Source organism: Variovorax saccharolyticus (assembly GCF_030316765.1).
In the GTDB taxonomy this organism is placed as follows: domain Bacteria; phylum Pseudomonadota; class Gammaproteobacteria; order Burkholderiales; family Burkholderiaceae_C; genus Variovorax; species Variovorax saccharolyticus.
This window is the reverse complement of record NZ_JASZYT010000001.1, coordinates 719190-734545: the sequence shown is the minus strand read 5'-3', so window position 1 is coordinate 734545 and position 15356 is coordinate 719190. Positions and strand designations below refer to the sequence as shown.

16 protein-coding genes are annotated in these 15356 nt (G+C 68.8%); 12 read left to right on the top strand and 4 right to left on the bottom strand.

All coding sequences use genetic code 11. The features are described from left to right. The first annotated feature begins 127 nt into the window (after window positions 1-127). Both QTI45_RS03650 and QTI45_RS03645 read left to right on the top strand, forming a co-directional pair. Complete coding sequence (locus QTI45_RS03650; protein WP_286367392.1) at window positions 128-340, top strand: AbrB/MazE/SpoVT family DNA-binding domain-containing protein; 213 nt, start codon at window positions 128-130, stop codon at window positions 338-340. Further along, window positions 340-735 carry a type II toxin-antitoxin system VapC family toxin gene (locus tag QTI45_RS03645; RefSeq protein ID WP_286653520.1) on the top strand — a complete coding sequence of 132 codons (396 nt, stop codon included), beginning with the start codon at window positions 340-342 and terminating at the stop codon, window positions 733-735. Before QTI45_RS03650 ends, QTI45_RS03645 begins: the two co-directional genes overlap by 1 nt. Before the next feature lie 18 nt (window positions 736-753). On the opposite strand, the gene QTI45_RS03640 is transcribed toward QTI45_RS03645, so the two are convergent. Then, window positions 754-1899: a T6SS phospholipase effector Tle1-like catalytic domain-containing protein gene (locus QTI45_RS03640; RefSeq protein ID WP_286653519.1), complete on the bottom strand. Its 1146-nt coding sequence runs from the start codon at window positions 1897-1899 to the stop codon at window positions 754-756. A gap of 187 nt (window positions 1900-2086) precedes the next feature. On the opposite strand from QTI45_RS03640, the gene QTI45_RS03635 reads away from it, so the two are divergent. The 9 genes from QTI45_RS03635 (at window position 2087) to xylB (ending at window position 12172) form a co-directional block, all read left to right on the top strand. Beyond that, window positions 2087-3250, top strand: a complete 1164-nt coding sequence (locus QTI45_RS03635; RefSeq protein WP_286367697.1) for an MFS transporter — start codon at window positions 2087-2089, stop codon at window positions 3248-3250. A gap of 166 nt (window positions 3251-3416) precedes the next feature. Next, window positions 3417-4724 carry an ABC transporter substrate-binding protein gene (locus tag QTI45_RS03630; protein WP_286367389.1) on the top strand — a complete coding sequence of 436 codons (1308 nt, stop codon included), beginning with the start codon at window positions 3417-3419 and terminating at the stop codon, window positions 4722-4724. A 38-nt stretch (window positions 4725-4762) separates the two neighbouring features. Beyond that, a complete protein-coding gene (locus QTI45_RS03625) occupies window positions 4763-5620 on the top strand; it encodes a carbohydrate ABC transporter permease (protein ID WP_286367388.1) in 858 nt (285 codons plus the stop codon). Window positions 5621-5630: 10 nt separating this feature from the next. Continuing rightward, window positions 5631-6455 carry a carbohydrate ABC transporter permease gene (locus QTI45_RS03620; RefSeq protein WP_286367387.1) on the top strand — a complete coding sequence of 275 codons (825 nt, stop codon included), beginning with the start codon at window positions 5631-5633 and terminating at the stop codon, window positions 6453-6455. A 19-nt stretch (window positions 6456-6474) separates the two neighbouring features. Next, a complete protein-coding gene (locus QTI45_RS03615) occupies window positions 6475-7506 on the top strand; it encodes an ABC transporter ATP-binding protein (protein WP_286653518.1) in 1032 nt (343 codons plus the stop codon). 13 nt (window positions 7507-7519) lie between these two features. Beyond that, window positions 7520-8938 (top strand): D-arabinitol 4-dehydrogenase, encoded by a 1419-nt coding sequence (gene dalD / locus QTI45_RS03610; protein ID WP_286653517.1) that lies wholly within the window; start codon window positions 7520-7522, stop codon window positions 8936-8938. After that, entirely contained in the window at window positions 8935-9723 is a 789-nt protein-coding gene (locus QTI45_RS03605) for an L-iditol 2-dehydrogenase (RefSeq protein ID WP_286653516.1), read from the top strand. The genes dalD and QTI45_RS03605 overlap by 4 nt, the downstream gene beginning before the upstream one ends. Before the next feature lie 27 nt (window positions 9724-9750). Further along, window positions 9751-10689, top strand: coding sequence for an AraC family transcriptional regulator (locus tag QTI45_RS03600; RefSeq protein WP_286367383.1), 939 nt, complete (start codon window positions 9751-9753; stop codon window positions 10687-10689). 13 nt (window positions 10690-10702) lie between these two features. Continuing rightward, window positions 10703-12172 carry a xylulokinase gene (xylB, locus tag QTI45_RS03595; protein WP_286653515.1) on the top strand — a complete coding sequence of 490 codons (1470 nt, stop codon included), beginning with the start codon at window positions 10703-10705 and terminating at the stop codon, window positions 12170-12172. Here the strand turns inward: xylB and QTI45_RS03590 are convergent. Then, the gene (locus QTI45_RS03590) at window positions 12169-12735 is read right to left on the bottom strand and encodes a hypothetical protein (RefSeq protein ID WP_286653514.1); all 567 of its coding nucleotides are present in this window, start codon (window positions 12733-12735) and stop codon (window positions 12169-12171) included. The two genes, xylB and QTI45_RS03590, sit on opposite strands and share 4 nt — an antisense overlap. A 29-nt stretch (window positions 12736-12764) precedes the next feature. Then, window positions 12765-12983 carry a hypothetical protein gene (locus QTI45_RS03585; RefSeq protein ID WP_286653513.1) on the bottom strand — a complete coding sequence of 73 codons (219 nt, stop codon included), beginning with the start codon at window positions 12981-12983 and terminating at the stop codon, window positions 12765-12767. A 233-nt stretch (window positions 12984-13216) separates the two neighbouring features. Between QTI45_RS03585 and QTI45_RS03580 the strand changes: the two genes are divergently transcribed. After that, window positions 13217-13621: a hypothetical protein gene (locus QTI45_RS03580; RefSeq protein ID WP_286367379.1), complete on the top strand. Its 405-nt coding sequence runs from the start codon at window positions 13217-13219 to the stop codon at window positions 13619-13621. Window positions 13622-13642: 21 nt separating this feature from the next. Here the strand turns inward: QTI45_RS03580 and QTI45_RS03575 are convergent, their stop codons facing one another. Next, window positions 13643-15334, bottom strand: coding sequence for a cation:proton antiporter domain-containing protein (locus QTI45_RS03575; protein ID WP_286653512.1), 1692 nt, complete (start codon window positions 15332-15334; stop codon window positions 13643-13645). Window positions 15335-15356: the final 22 nt, after the last annotated feature.

Genomic DNA, 15356 nt, shown 5'->3' with positions numbered 1-15356 from the left:
AGGCGCTGCGGGAGCCGGCTCCTGATTCAAGCAAGTGCGCGTGGGGTGTCCCGCCCTCGCATCCCTGCAACTCTCCGAGAGAACAGCTATTCTTACGTATTGTCGATCGATAAGATAAGAGTACGAAATGCCTGCCACCGCCACCTTGTCCAGCAAGTTCCAGATCTCCATTCCGAAGCAAGTCAGGGAGGAGCAGCACTGGAAAGCTGGCCAGGAGTTCGTCTTCATTCCCAAAGGAAAGGGCGTGCTGGTGATGCCGGTGCCTGAACTGAAGGAACTGGCTGGCATCGCCAGGGGCGCGGACCCCGTGGGATATCGCGACCGCAAGGACCGCTACTGATGGCAGCGGCTCTGCGCGTCGTCGACACCTCGGCCTGGATCGAGTGGCTGACGGGTAGTGCACTTGGCAAACGACTGGGTGCGGATTTCCCCGACCGCACGCGCTGCGTCGTCCCCACCATCGTGCAACTCGAACTGTCCAAATGGATGCTGCGCGAAATGGGCGAGGAGAAGGCCGACCAGGTCATTGCCTATACGCAAAAATGCCGGGTCGTTCCACTCGACACAGGCATCGCACTGTTGGCCGCCGATCTGCATCGCCATCACAAACTGGCCACCGCCGATGCGATCGTCTACGCCACCGCCAGGCAGCAAGGCGCCGACCTGCTCACCTGCGATGCTCACTTCGAGACCTTGCCCGGCGCACTTCTCTTCTCCAAGCCCGCGCGCACCTGAAAATACGGCCGCGGATCGCTAAGCCTGCAGCAGCGCCTGATCCAGCCGCCGCCCGGTCAGCAAGGCCGCCAGCCCCGCGGACTGATAGGCCGCGAACCCATCCAGGTAGAGCTGCACGCTCGGATGGAACAAGGCGCCCTGCGGGATCCGCCTCGGGCCATGCGGCAGCAGGTCGAAAGGCGGTTTCTCGTGCGGTGCATGGACCGGCCCGAAGTCCACGACCCCGGCCGCCTGGTACCGGGGCGAGATCGCCACCCCGCCGTTGCGCAGGTGCCCGATCATCCAGTCCAGCGGGAAGCCCGACAGATCCTGTGTCGGGTAGCCGCCGCCGACGTCCGAGTGCGAGCCGCAGAACCAGCGCTGATGGATGCCCTCGCGGGCGTCCCACAAGGTCGGCTCGAAGTCGCCTCGCTGTTCGTCGATCGCGATCGCATGGAAGCCGCTGCGAACCTTCGGCGACAAGGCCCGGTCGGCGAATTCGAAGACGTCGATCTTCTTCGCGTCGGCCGGGTTGTAGAGCGGCACCCCCAGCGAGCCGACCGTGTCCCAGACGCCGATGGCCTCGATGCCGACGCCCTGCACCAGCCGCGCCGGGTCGATCGGGCTGGCCTTGAATTCCTCCAGGTAGCCCAGCAGCGTGCTGTGCTTGCCCGCCTTGCGCCGGTAGGCGGCCCAGACATGGATGCCGAGCGCATAGGCCCGTTCGGCGTCGTGGCTGCCGTCCTTGGCCTGCATCGCCTCCCTGGGCAGCAGCCCCATCGCCGCGACCATGCCGCCCAGGGCGCGGACCGTGTAGGCGCCGCGACTGAAGCCTGTGAGGAAGATGCGATCGCCCGGCTCGAAGTGCCGGGAAACGAAGGTATAGCCACGGACGATGCGCTCGATGAAGCCCTCGCCGAAGACGCCGCCCAGGATCTTCCGGATCGCATTGCCCGAATCGCCCACGCCATGCAGGTACTTCGCCACCTGGACGACCGCGCCGCCCGCATCGGTTTCGACCTTTTCCTGCTCGTCCTGCTTGCGCATCGAATCGGGCGTCACCGCGCCGGCCAGCGCGGCGAACAGGCGCAGCACGTTGGTGGCGTCGGCCTGCGGCGTCTCGCCATCCCCCTGGCCCAGGCCTTTCCAGGTGCCGTCGGCACAAAAGACGATGTTCTTCGCCATGGTGCGTCCTTTCCGGAACTCCGTCCGGCCGCCAGTCTGGGCCGATCCATGGCCCGAATCCATGCGCCATTCGCTCTATGCCGCCCCGGGGAAGGCCCGCAAGCTCACGGGCCCGGCGGTCCTCCGGGATAATTCGGGTTAACCCTATGAATCACCGATGACCGCTTCGAACCCCTCCCCGTCCCGCATGCCAGTGGCCCTGCTCGCCCTCGCCGCCGCCGCCTTCGCCATCGGCACCAGCGAATTCGTGGTCATGGGGCTCTTGCCCGACATGGCGCTCGACCTCGGCGTCACGCTGTCGCAGGCCGGCCTGCTGGTCACCGGCTATGCAATGGGCGTGGTGGTAGGCGCGCCCGTGTTCGCGGTGGCGACCGCGCGGCTGCCGCGCAAGGCGACGCTGATCGCGCTGGCCTCGCTGTTCGTCGTCGGCAACCTGCTGTGCGCGCTGGCGCCCAGCTACGGGCTGCTGATGGCGGCCCGGGTGATCACGGCGCTGGCCCACGGCACCTTCTTCGGCATCGGCTCGGTGGTGGCGGCCGGACTGGTGCCGCCCAACCGCAGGTCGCAGGCGATCGCACTGATGTTCACCGGCCTGACGCTGGCCAATGTGCTGGGCGTGCCGATGGGCCGGATCATCGGCGAGCACTTCGGCTGGCGCATGACCTTCGCCGCGATCGTCGGCATCGCGCTGGCTGCGGTCGCCGCGCTGGTCGCCCTGCTGCCGCGGCAGATCGAGATGCAGAAGGGCAACATCCTGCGCGAGTTCACGGTGCTGGCCGACCGGCGGGTGCTGCTGGCGCTGGCCACCAGCGCGCTGACCTCGGCCAGCCTGTTCTGCGTCTTCACCTTCATCGCGCCGCTGCTGACGCAGGTCAGCGGTTTCTCGAATGCGGCGGTGGCGCCGATCCTGCTGCTGCTGGGCGTCGGCCTGACGATCGGCAGCACCGTGGGCGGTCGCCTGGGCGACCAGCGGCTGGTGCCGTCGATGCTGGTGGTGCTGGGGCTCAACGCGATGGTGCTGGCGCTGCTGCACTTCGCGCTGCCGCTGAAGGCCCCCACGGTGCTGCTGATGCTGCTGTGGACCACGCTCTCGTTCGCGCTGGTGCCCCTGCTGCAGACGCTGATCGTGCAGCACGCGAGCGCGGCCCCGAACCTCGCGTCGACCCTGAACCAGGGCGCATTCAATCTCGGCAACGCCGCCGGCGCCTGGATCGGCAGCGGCATGCTGGCGGCGGGTGCGCCGCTGGCCGGCCTGCCGTGGGCCGGCGCGGCGATCACGCTGGGCGCCCTGGCCGTTGCGGCCTGGAGCAGCCGCCTCGGCGGCCGGGCTCCGCTGCCGCAGGCCGCCTGAGCCCCCGCCCGGGTCGGCACATCCTCAATTGCCGAGACTAGGGATGACACCGACCGTTGCGTGCAACGAAGTATCGAAACCAGCATAGGAAGTACCAAACCCGGAAATTCTCGTCTCCACAATCGGCGCACGGCGACCCGAATCGTCGATCACAAGGAGACATCTCATGAAGCGTTTTCTAAAGGCGGGCGTGGTGCTCGCGATGGCCGGTGCGGGCTGGGTCCATGCCGCCACCGAACTGGTGATCGCGACCGTCAACAACGGCCACATGATCGAGATGCAGAAGCTCGGCAAGTTCTTCGAGCAGGCGCATCCGGACATCAAGCTCAAGTGGGTCACGCTCGAGGAAGGCACGCTGCGCCAGCGCGTGACCACCGACATCGCGACCAAGGGCGGCCAGTTCGACGTCATGACGATCGGCATGTACGAGACGCCGATCTGGGCCAAGAAGGGCTGGCTGCTGCCGATCGCGACCGACGCCGCCTACGACGTCGACGACCTGTTGCCGGCGATGCGCAACGGCCTCTCGGCCGACGGCAAGCTCTACGCCTCGCCCTTCTACGGCGAGAGCTCGATGCTCATGTACCGCAAGGACCTGGCCGACAAGGTGGGCTTCAAGATGCCCGACCAGCCGACCTGGGTCCAGGTGAAGGAACTGGCCGGCAAGATCCACGACCCGAAGGCCGGCGTGTACGGCATGTGCCTGCGCGGCAAGCCGGGCTGGGGCGACAACATGGCGCTGCTGACCACGATGGTCAACACCAACGGCGGCCAGTGGTTCGACATGGCCTGGAAGCCGCAGATCGACAGCAAGCCCTGGCGTGACGCGATCGGCTTCTATGTCGACCTCATGAAGGCCTACGGCCCGCCGGGCGCCTCGGCCAACAGCTTCAACGAGAACCTGGCGCTGTTCAACGAAGGCAAGTGCGGCATGTGGGTCGACGCCACCATCGCGGCCTCGTTCGTGAGCGATCCGAAGCAGTCGAAGGTGGCCGACAAGGTGGCCTTCGCGCAGGCCCCGACCGCCGTGACCCCGAAGGGCGCCAACTGGCTGTGGGCCTGGGCGCTGGCGATCCCGGCCGGCTCGCAGAAGGTCGACGCGGCGCAGACCTTCGTCAAGTGGGCGACCTCCAAGGACTACGTCCAGCTGGTGGCCAAGGAAGCGGGCTGGGGCGCGGTGCCGACCGGCACCCGCAAGTCGACGTACGCCTCGCCCGAGTTCATGAAGGCGGCCCGCTTCGCCGAAGCCGAGAAGAAGGCCATCGACACCGCCAACGCCAGCGACAGCACGCTGCCGAAGTCGCCCTACGTCGGCGTGCAGTACGCGGCGATTCCGGAGTTCCAGGCGATCGGCGTGGCGGTCGGCCAGCAGATGAGCGCGGCGCTGTCGGGCAAGGTCACGGTCGACCAGGCCTTGAAGACCTCGCAGACCGCGGCCGAGCGCGAGATGAAGAAGGCGGGCTATTACAAGTAGCGGCACGGCGCCGAGAACAAAAATAGCCGGACCGCGCCATGAACCGACTGCTGCCCCGCGCGCTGATGGCGCCGGCCGTGCTCACGCTCGTCCTCTGGATGCTCGTGCCGCTGTTGATGACGATCTATTTTTCGTTCGTCAACTACAACCTGATGCAGCCGGGCGAGCGCACCTTCGCCGGGCTGGACAACTTCCACTACTTCGTCACCGACCCTGACTTCTGGCCGGCGGTGTGGAACACGCTGGTGCTGATCGGCAGCGTGATCGTCATCACGGTGGTGCTCGGCGTGGGGCTGGCGCTGCTGGTCAACGAGCCCTTTCCCGGACGCGGCATCGTGCGCGTGCTCCTGATCTCGCCCTTCTTCGTCATGCCGACGGTGAACGCGCTGCTCTGGAAGCACATGATGATGAACCCGATCTACGGCGTGCTGGCCGACCTCTGGCGCGCCTTCGGGGCCGAGCCGGTCGACTGGCTGACCGACCTGCCGCTGTTCTCGATCATCATCATGGTGGCCTGGCAGTGGCTGCCCTTCGCCTGCCTGATCTTCATCACCTCGCTGCAGTCGCTGGACCGCGAGCAGATGGAGGCGGCGCGCATGGACGGCGCCAGCGCGGTGCAGCGCTTCGGCTATCTCACGCTGCCGCACCTGGGCCGGCCGATGGCGGTGGTGATCATGATCGAGATGATCTTCCTGCTGTCGGTGTTCGCCGAGATCGCGATCACGACCAACGGCGGCCCGGGCAACGAGAGCACCAACCTCACCTACCTGATCTTCAAGCAGTCGCTGATGAACTTCGACGTCGGCGTGGCGTCGGCGGGCGCGCTGTTCGCCGTGATCATGGCCAACATCGTGGCGGCCTTCCTGATCCGCATCATCGGCAAGAACCTGGACTGAGGAGCACGGCATGCAAACCGACCACCCCCTGTTCCTGGCGCTGCGCACGGTGTGCGCGTGGGCCGTCACGCTGCTGCTGTTCTTCCCGCTGGGCTGGCTGGTGCTGACAGCCTTCAAGACCGAGCTGCAGGCGATCCACGTGCCGCCGCTGTTCATCTTCACGCCGACGCTGGAGAACTTCGCCGAGGTGCAGCGGCGCAGCGACTACCTGCTGTTCGCGCGCAACTCGCTCATCACGAGCGTGGGTTCGACCGTGATCGGCCTCCTGATCGCGGCGCCGGCGGCGTACTCGATGGCCTTCTTCCGGACCCGGCGCACGCGTGACATCCTGATGTGGATGCTGTCGACCAAGATGATGCCGGCGGTCGGCGCGCTGGTGCCGATCTACGTGCTGGCGCAGACCGCCGGGCTGCTCGACACGCGCACCGCGCTGACCGTGGTGTTCACGCTGTCGAACCTGCCGATCATGGTCTGGATGCTCTATTCGAGCTACAAGGACATCCCGCCCGAGATCCTCGAGGCCGCGCGCATGGACGGCGCCAGCCTGTGGACCGAGTTCCGCCACGTGGTGCTGCCGCTGTCGGTCGGCGGCCTCGCCTCCACCGGCCTGCTGTGCCTGGTGCTGAGCTGGAACGAGGCCTTCTGGGCACTCAACCTGAGTTCGGCCAAGGCCGGCACGCTGGCGACGCTGATCGCCTCCTACTCGAGCCCCGAGGGCCTGTTCTGGGCCAAGCTCTCGGCCGCCTCGCTGATGGCCATCGCGCCGATCGTGGTGTTCGGCTGGTTCAGCCAGAAGCAGCTGGTCCAGGGCCTGACCTTCGGCGCCGTCAAGTAAACGCACAGGAGCACATCCCATGGCCTACCTCCAGCTCGACGACATCCGCAAGAGCTTCGGCGAAGCACACATCATCAAGGGCGTGAACCTCGAGATCGCAAAGGGCGAGTTCATCGTCTTCGTCGGGCCCTCGGGCTGCGGCAAGTCGACCCTGCTGCGGCTGATCGCCGGGCTCGAGCCGATCACCAGCGGCCGGCTCTCGCTCGACGGCAAGGACATCACGAGCACGCCCTCGGGCAAGCGCGACCTGGCGATGGTGTTCCAGAGCTACGCGCTCTATCCGCACATGAGCGTGTACGACAACATGTCTTTCGCGCTCAAGCTCGCGAAGGTCTCGAAGGACGTCATCAAGACCAAGGTCGAGCATGCCGCGAAGACGCTCAACCTCACGCAGTACCTGGCGCGCACGCCGAAGGAGCTCTCGGGCGGCCAGCGGCAGCGGGTGGCGATCGGCCGCGCGATCGTGCGGGCGCCCAAGGTGTTCCTGTTCGACGAACCGCTGTCCAACCTCGACGCGGCGCTGCGCGGCAACACGCGGGTCGAGATCCACAAGCTGCACCGCGCACTCGGCGCCACCAGCATCTACGTCACGCACGACCAGGTCGAGGCCATGACGCTGGCCGACCGCGTGGTGGTGCTGCGCGACGGCCTGATCGAGCAGGTCGGCACGCCGATGGAGCTCTACGACCGGCCGGCCAACCAGTTCGTGGCCCAGTTCATCGGCATGCCGTCGATGAACATGGTCGAGGCCAAGGCGATACCGAGCTTCTCGGCGCAGACCGGCGGCCGGCTGCCGGCCGACGGCTTTCTCGGCGTGCGTCCCGAGGCGCTGCGCGTGCACCCGGGCCAGGGCCTGGGCGCGCCGGCGCGCGTCGAACTCATCGAGGCGCTCGGCGCCGACACGCTGATCCATATCGACGTCGGCGGCGTGCCGCTGGTGGCGCGGCAGAACGAGCGCACCGAACTGCAGGCCGGCGATGCGGTGAGCATCGAACTCGACCCCAGCGTGCTGCATTTCTTCAATCGCGAAGGCCGCACGGTATCCGCCTGAACAGACCAGTGCCATGACATCCCCCGCCCCTTCCGACTTCGTGGTGCTGCACCTCGGGCTCGGCTCCTTCCACCGCGCACACCAGGCGGCGTACCTGCAGCAGCTGATCGATGGCGGCGACACGCGCTGGTCGATCCTCGGCGCCAACCTGCGGCCCGACATGGCCGAGGTCGAAAGCGCCCTGCGCGCACAAGGCGGCCGCTACACGCTCGAGACGGTGTCGCCGGCGGGCGCCTGTCGCTACCAGCGCATCGAGGCGATCCGCGAGGTGCTGCGCTACGAGCCGAGCCTGGCCGCGGTGGTCGCCCGCGGTGCCGACAGGCGCACCCGGATCATCTCCTTCACCGTGACCGAGGCCGGCTACTACCTCGACCCGCACGACCGGCTCGACGTCGGCGCCGCCGAACTCGCGAGCGACCTCGATCGGGCGCGCCGGGGCGTCGCCGGCGCCACGATCTATGGCGCGGTCACGGCGATCCTGCGCGCCCGCCGCGCCGCCGCCGGGGGCCCGGTGACGCTGCTCAACTGCGACAACCTGCGCCACAACGGCCAGCGCTTCGGCCGGGGGCTGCTCGAATTCATCGAGCAGGCCGGCGATCGCGACATGGCGGACTGGGTGCGCCAGAACACGCGCTGCCCGAATGCGATGGTCGACCGCATCACGCCCCGCCCGCCGCCCGAACTGCGGCAGCGGGTGCGCGACGCCACCGGCTGGGACGACGCCGCCCCGGTGACCGGCGAAAGCTTCATCCAGTGGGTGATCGAGGACGACTTCGCGAACGGCCGGCCCGAGTGGGAGAAGGTCGGCGTGCAGCTGGTCGATTCGGTCGCGCCCTACGAGGAGGCGAAGATCCGCATCCTCAACGCCAGCCACAGCTGCATCGCCTGGGCCGGCACCCTGGCCGGGCTGCAGTACATCCATGAAGGCACGCAGCGCACGGCGATCCGGCGCATGGCCTTCGACTACGTCACCGACGACGTCATCCCCTGCCTGGACCGCCCGGGGCAGCCAAGCCCGGTGGACCTGCCCGCCTACCGCGACGTGGTGCTCGAGCGCTTCGGCAATCCGGCGATCCGCGACACCAACCAGCGCGTGGCGATGGACGGCTTCTCGAAGATCCCGGGCTTCATCGCCCCGACCGTGCGCGAGCGGCTCGCGCGCGGCGAAAGCATCGACAGCGTCGCGCTGCTGCCGGCCCTGTTCCTGGCCTTCCTGCAACGCTGGCATCTGGGCACGCTGCCCTACGCCTACCAGGACCAGGGCATGGACGAGCCGGCCGCGCATGCGATCTGCGCGGCGGCCGATCCGGTCGCGGCGCTGGGCGCCGACCGCGGGTTGTGGGGCGACGTCGCCGGGGCGGCGCGGCTGCTCGACGCGCTGCGCGGTGCGAGCGCCCGGGTCCGTCAGTTCATCGAAGGAGCACAGACATGACCGGCCGACTCGCACAGCGCCACGTACTGATCACCGGCGGCGGCGGCGGCATCGGACTGGCGATCGCCGAGGCCTGCCTGGCCGAAGGCGCGCGCTGCACGCTGGCCGACCGGCCGGCGGATCCGCCCGGCGATGTGGCACTGCTTCGGCGCCGGCACCCCGCGACGGTGGCCTACGTGACGGCCGACGTCAGCGATGCCGCGTCGGTGGGCGGCATGCTCTTCGCCGCCAAGGCGGCGCACGGCGACATCCACACGCTGGTCAACAACGCCGCGGTGTTCGACATGGCGCCGCTGCTCGAGAGCGACGAGGCTTCCTTCGACCGGCTGTTCGCGGTCAACGTCAAGGGCATGTTCTTCGTCATGCAGCGCGTGCTGCAGCACATGGTGGACGCCAAGGTCGCGGGCGGCTCGGTCGTCAACATGGCGTCGCAGGCCGGCCGCCGCGGCGAAGCGCTGGTGTCGCACTACTGCGCCACCAAGGCGGCGGTGATCAGCTACACGCAGAGCGCCGCGCTGGCCATGGCGCCGCACGGCATCCGGGTCAACGCGATCGCGCCGGGCGTGGTCGACACGCCGATGTGGGGCCAGGTCGACGCCCTGTTCGCGCGCCACCAGGGCCTGCAGCCGGGCGAGAAAAAGCGCCAGGTCGGGCTCGAGGTTCCGCTGGGCCGCATGGGCACGCCGGGCGACATCGCCGGCGCCGCCGTGTTCCTGGCCAGCGACGAGGCGCGCTACATCACGGCGCAGACGCTCAACGTCGACGGTGGTAACGTCATGAGCTGAAGAAGGTTCAGGGGAAAGGACCGCCGCATGACATCGACGCGCCAACGCCATCTGCCCCGCGATCGAAAACCCGAGCTCGAGCGCGAGATCACGCGCTCGCCCTCGCTGGGCTATGAAGCGCCCGAGGATGCGGGCCTGGTGCGCTGCCTCGCGCACGGCTTCCCGAGCCCGCTGGTGCGTTGGCATTTCCACGAGGAATACGAGCTCCACCTGATCACCGAGACCTCGGGCCGGGCCTTCATCGGCGACTGGATCGGACCCTTCCACCCGGGGCACCTGGTGCTGTGCGGCCCGCGCCTGCCGCACAACTGGATCTCGCTCGACGTCCCGGCTGGCGGCGCCACCGGCCGCGACCGCGTGATCCAGTTCCGCCACGATCCGATCGAGCGCGCCGCCGCCGAGATTCCCGAGCTGCGCGAGGCGCTGCAGCTGCTCGGCCGGGCCCGCCACGGCATCGAGTTCTTCGGCTTCGAGGAGCGCGCACTGGCGCACTGGGACGCGATCAAGGCCGCGCGCGGGCTGCAGCGCTTCGCGCTCTTCCTCGGCTATCTGGCCGAGCTGGCCCGGTGCAGCGACTACCGCCTGCTGTCGAACGTGCAGATGCAGGGCGTCGAGGACGACACCGAGGTCGACCAGGTCAACGCCATCGTCAACCGCATCACCTCCAATCTCGCGGAGCCGGTGGCGATGGCCGACATCGCGAGCGAGCTCGGCATGAGCGAGAGCCGCTTCAGCCGCTTCTTCAAGCGCTCGACCGGCAACAGCTTCACCGACTTCGTCAACCGCGTGCGCATCAACAGCGCCTGCCACCTGCTGATGCAGACCGACCACTACGTGACCGACATCTGCTATCAGGTCGGCTTCAACAACGTCGCCAACTTCAACCGCCGCTTCCTCGAGATCAAGGGCATGACGCCGACCGAGTTCCGCCGGCAGAGCGACAGCCGCTTCGGCAGCCTGGCCTGAAACCAGGACCGCCGTGTACCTCGGGCTGGACCTCGGAACCTCGGAGCTGAAGGCGCTGCTGCTCGATCGCGCGCATCGCATCGTCGCGCTGGCGCGCTCGCCGCTGACGGTCAGCCGGCCGGCGCCGCTGTGGTCCGAGCAGGACCCCGCGCAATGGTGGAGCGCGCTGGAGGCCGTGCTGGCCTCGCTGCGAGCGACCCATGCCGATGCGCTCGCCTCGGTCCGCGCGATCGGGCTCTCCGGACAGATGCACGGCGCCGTCGCGATCGACGCCGACGGCGCCGTGCTGCGCCCGGCCATCCTCTGGAACGACGGCCGCAGCGCGCCGCAATGCCGGCAGTTGACGGCGCAGTGCCCGCAGCTGGCCGCCATCACCGGCAACCTCGCGATGCCGGGCTTCACGGCGCCCAAGCTGCTCTGGATGCGCGAGCACGAGCCGGCACTGTTCGCGCGCATCGCGTGCGTATTGCTGCCGAAGGACTGGCTGCGCTTCATGCTGGGCGGCGTGCTGGCGAGCGACATGTCGGACGCCTCGGGCACGCTGTGGCTCGACGTCGGCGCGCGCGACTGGTCCGATGAACTGCTGGCGGCCTGCGGGCTCGGCCGCGAGCAGATGCCCGGGCTGGTCGAAGGCAGCGCGGTGGCGGGTCGGCTGCAGCCCGCGCTGGCCAGGCGCTGGGGGCTGCAGCCCGGCATCCCGATCGCGGGCGGCGGCGGCGACAACGCGGCCAGCGCGGTCGGCATGGGCCTCGTCGGCGCCGGCCAGGGTTTCGTGTCGCTGGGCACCTCGGGCGTCATCTTCATCGGCGGCGAACGCTTCGAGCCCAAGCCCGCCGCCGGCGTGCATGCCTTCTGCCACGCCCTGCCCGGCCGCTGGCACCAGATGTCGGTGATGCTGTCGGCCGCCAGCGCGGTCGACTGGGCGGCGCGCTGCTTCGGCCTGGGCGATGCGCCGGCGCTGCTCGCCGCGGCGGCCGCGCTCGACACCGAAGGCCGCCTGAACGCACCGCTGTTCCTGCCCTATCTGTCGGGCGAACGATCGCCGCACAACGACCCGGACGCAGAGGGCGTGCTGTTCGGACTCACGCACGCGCACGGGCCGGCGGACATCGCCTATGCCGTCGTCGAAGGCGTGAGCCTGGGATTGCGCGACGGGCTGGACACGCTCTCCCCGCCCGCCGGCGAACTGTTGCTGGTGGGGGGCGGAGCGCGCAGCGGATGGTGGGCCCAGCTGCTCGCCGACGTGCTCGAGGTCCCGCTGGCGGTGTGCGAAGGCGGCGAAGCCGGCGGCGCGCTCGGCGCGGCGCGGCTCGCATGGCTGGCGGACGGGGGCATCGAATCCGAGGTCTGCCGGCAGCCGCGCGTGCTGCAGCGATTCGACCCCGGGGCCGGGACGGCGCACTGGCAGCGCCGGCGCCACCTGCGCTTCAAGGCGCTGTACGCGGCCCTGGCGCCCTGCTTCGCCCAGGGCGCGACGCCCTAGCCAAGCTGGCCGTAGGAGGTCCGCAGGCCGGCGTAGTCGGTGGGACCGCTGCTTTCCGGCGGGTTGCCCGTCGCCGACAGCCAGGCCGCGATGCTCGGCAGCCGGCGATCGAAGTAGGTCTGCAGCACGACCCAGTTGCCGCTTTCGGTATGCGCCGCGGTGATCTCCAGCGCTTCCACCGCGATGGTCCGAAGGCTGGTCACCATGGCCAGGGAACGGCCATCGAGCAGTTGCAAGGTGACCTCGCGGCCCTGGGCCAGGATCTCCTCGAGGATGCGCCGGTGCACCGCGTAGTCGGCCCAGCTGCGCTTCACGCAGGCATCGTTGAGCTCGCGAAAGACCCAGTGCATGTTGTTCGCGAACATCGCCGCCACCTGCCCGGCCTGGAGCAGGCTCTGCCGCGAGCCGCTCAGCTGCAGCCGCGCCGCCCAGACGATCGCCAGCAGCACGCCCACGGTCTGTACCCATGCAGCCCAGTCGGCCGAGGTCGCGGGCCGGTAGAACCATCCCACGACAGCCAACGCGATACCGCCGGCGGCGATCGCCGCGCCAAGTTTCTGCATGGTCATTCCAGAGTTCGGGGCCGCATCGCTCAGCTGCGCGGCCCCTCCTTGCCGAACATCTTCCGGATCGCCGCGATGCCCGCCACCAGGGCGTTGGCATAGCTCGCATGCGGATCGATGGCCGCCTCGATGGGCAGGTAGGGAAGTGCTTCCTCCATGACGTAGTCGGTCGCTTCCAGCAACACCCAATAGAACTCGCCCTCTTCGAGCTCTTGCACGGTCAGCGCGATATTCCGCAATTGCGACATGGGGTTAGGAAGGTTTTTGGATCAGCACATTTCGATCCTATGCAGCCCCGTCCACAACGCCTAGTCACAATTTCACGAATCGTTGCAAATGTGACTACTAGTAATTAAAAACGCAAGCACTCCGTGCGCCAAATGCGTATTTGTATGCGGTCTGCGACTTCCGCCGGGCTTCGCCTACATGCATCCCGCGCCGGGCAGCCTAAGCTGAAGCAACCACCCCGCGAGGAGGAGACATGAAGCATTTCACTCTCGACCCCCACATGACCGCCTCCGTCGGCGGCGCCTTCTATCCCACCGGCCACACGATCGTGATGTTTCCCGATCCCAAGGACGCCAGCGCCGTGGGCCACCAGCTGCTGGAAGACGGCTTCAGCGGCGACGAGATCTACCTGATCCCGCCCCAGGTCGTCCTGCAGCAGATCACGCCGACCGTGCGGGAGGCCGACAGCCCCCTGCCTTCGGCCGGCACCGACGCCGCCACGGTCCGCGCCTACACGAAGCTGGCGCGCGAAGGCCATACGGCACTGCTGGTGAAGACCAAGAACGAGGCCACCGCCAACCGGCTGATGGAGCACGTGCGCACCGTGCCGTTCTCGATCGCGCAGCGCTACCGCATGCTCGTGATCGAGGATCTCTGAGGCCCGGCGGCCTGGCTTCGCTCAGGCGCCGGCGGCGCGCGCGAGCACCGTCCGAGCCATCGCCTGCGCCAGTTCCTGCTCGCCCAGGCAGACCGTGACCGCGTCCTGCTGCGTCAGCAGGCGGGCCTCGTCCTCGTTGTGGCTGCGAATCACGGTCTCGATCGCGGGGTTCAGCGTGCGCGCGGCCTCGATCATCTGCCGCACGTTCATCGCATCCGCGGTCGCGATCACCAGCACGCGGGCGCGGGCGATGTGGGCCTGGATCAGCACCGACGGATCGGCCGCGTCGCCCCACACGGCGGCCATGCCCTCGCCGCGCAGCTGCTCGACGATGGCGCGGTTCTGCTCCGCCACCACGAAGGGAATGTCGTTGGCCGCCAGCGCCGCCGCGATGCGCCGCCCGACCCGGCCATAGCCGACCAGCACCACCTGGCGCGACAGGTACTTGGCCTCGGTGTGCATCGGCAGCTCGGCCAGCGGGTCGTCGCGCGACTCGAGCCCGCGCGCGAAGGAAGAATGGGCATGCAGCCATTGCTGCAGCGGACCGATCAGGCTGAACCACAGCGGATTGGAGGCGATCGAGATCAGCGCGCCGGCCAGCAGCAGGCTCTGCCCTTCGGGCGGCAGCAGGCCCAGGGAACCGCCCAGCGCCGCCAGGATGAACGAGAACTCGCCGATCTGCGCCAGGCTGGCGCTGACCGTGAGCGCCGTGCCGAGCGGGTAGCGCAGCAGCAAGACCAGGGCGCAGGCCGCGACCGACTTGCCGACCACGATCACCAGCACCACCGCCAGCACCTGCAGCGGCCGCTCGACCAGCACCGACGGATCGAACAGCATGCCGACCGAGACGAAGAACAGCACCGCGAAGGCGTCGCGCAGCGGCAGCGATTCCTGCGCCGCGCGATGGCTGAATTCCGACTCGCGCATCACCACCCCGGCGAAGAAGGCGCCGAGCGCGAACGAGACGCCGAACAGCGCCGCAGAGGCGAAGGCGATGCTGACCGCCGCCGCCACCACGCAGAGCGTGAACAGCTCGCGCGAATTGGTGCGCGCCACCTGCCACAGCACCCACGGGAACACGCGCCGGCCGACCACCAGCATCAGCAGCACGAAGCCGCCGACCTGCAGCAGGGTGAGGCCCAGCGTCTGCCAGACCGGCGGACCAGCGTCGGCCACGGCGGCACCGCCCAGCGCCCCTGCGAGCGGCGGCAGCAGCACCAGCACCAGCACCATCGCCAGGTCTTCGACGACCAGCCAGCCGATCGCGATGCGGCCGGTGAAGGTCTCGAGGATGCCGAGGCTTTCGAGCGCGCGCAGCAGCACCACCGTGCTGGCCACCGACAGCGCCAGCCCGAACACCAGCGCGCCCCCCGGGCTCCAGCCCCACCAGCTGGCCAGGGCGGCGCCGAACAGCGTCGCCACCGCCATCTGGACCAGCGCGCCCGGCAGCGCGACCTTGCGCACCGCGAGCAGGTCGTCTAGCGAGAAATGCAGGCCGACGCCGAACATCAGCAGCATCACGCCGATCTCGGCCAGCTGCGCGGCGATGCCGGCATCGGCGACGAAGCCCGGCGTGAACGGCCCGATGATCACGCCCGCGAGCAGATAGCCGACCAGCGCCGGCAAGCGCAGCCGCGTCGCCAGGAAGCCGAGCACCAGCGCCAGGCCGAGGCCGGCGGCGATGGTGTTGATCAGTGAAACGCTGTGGGGCATCGTCTTGCATTCTGCAAGAACG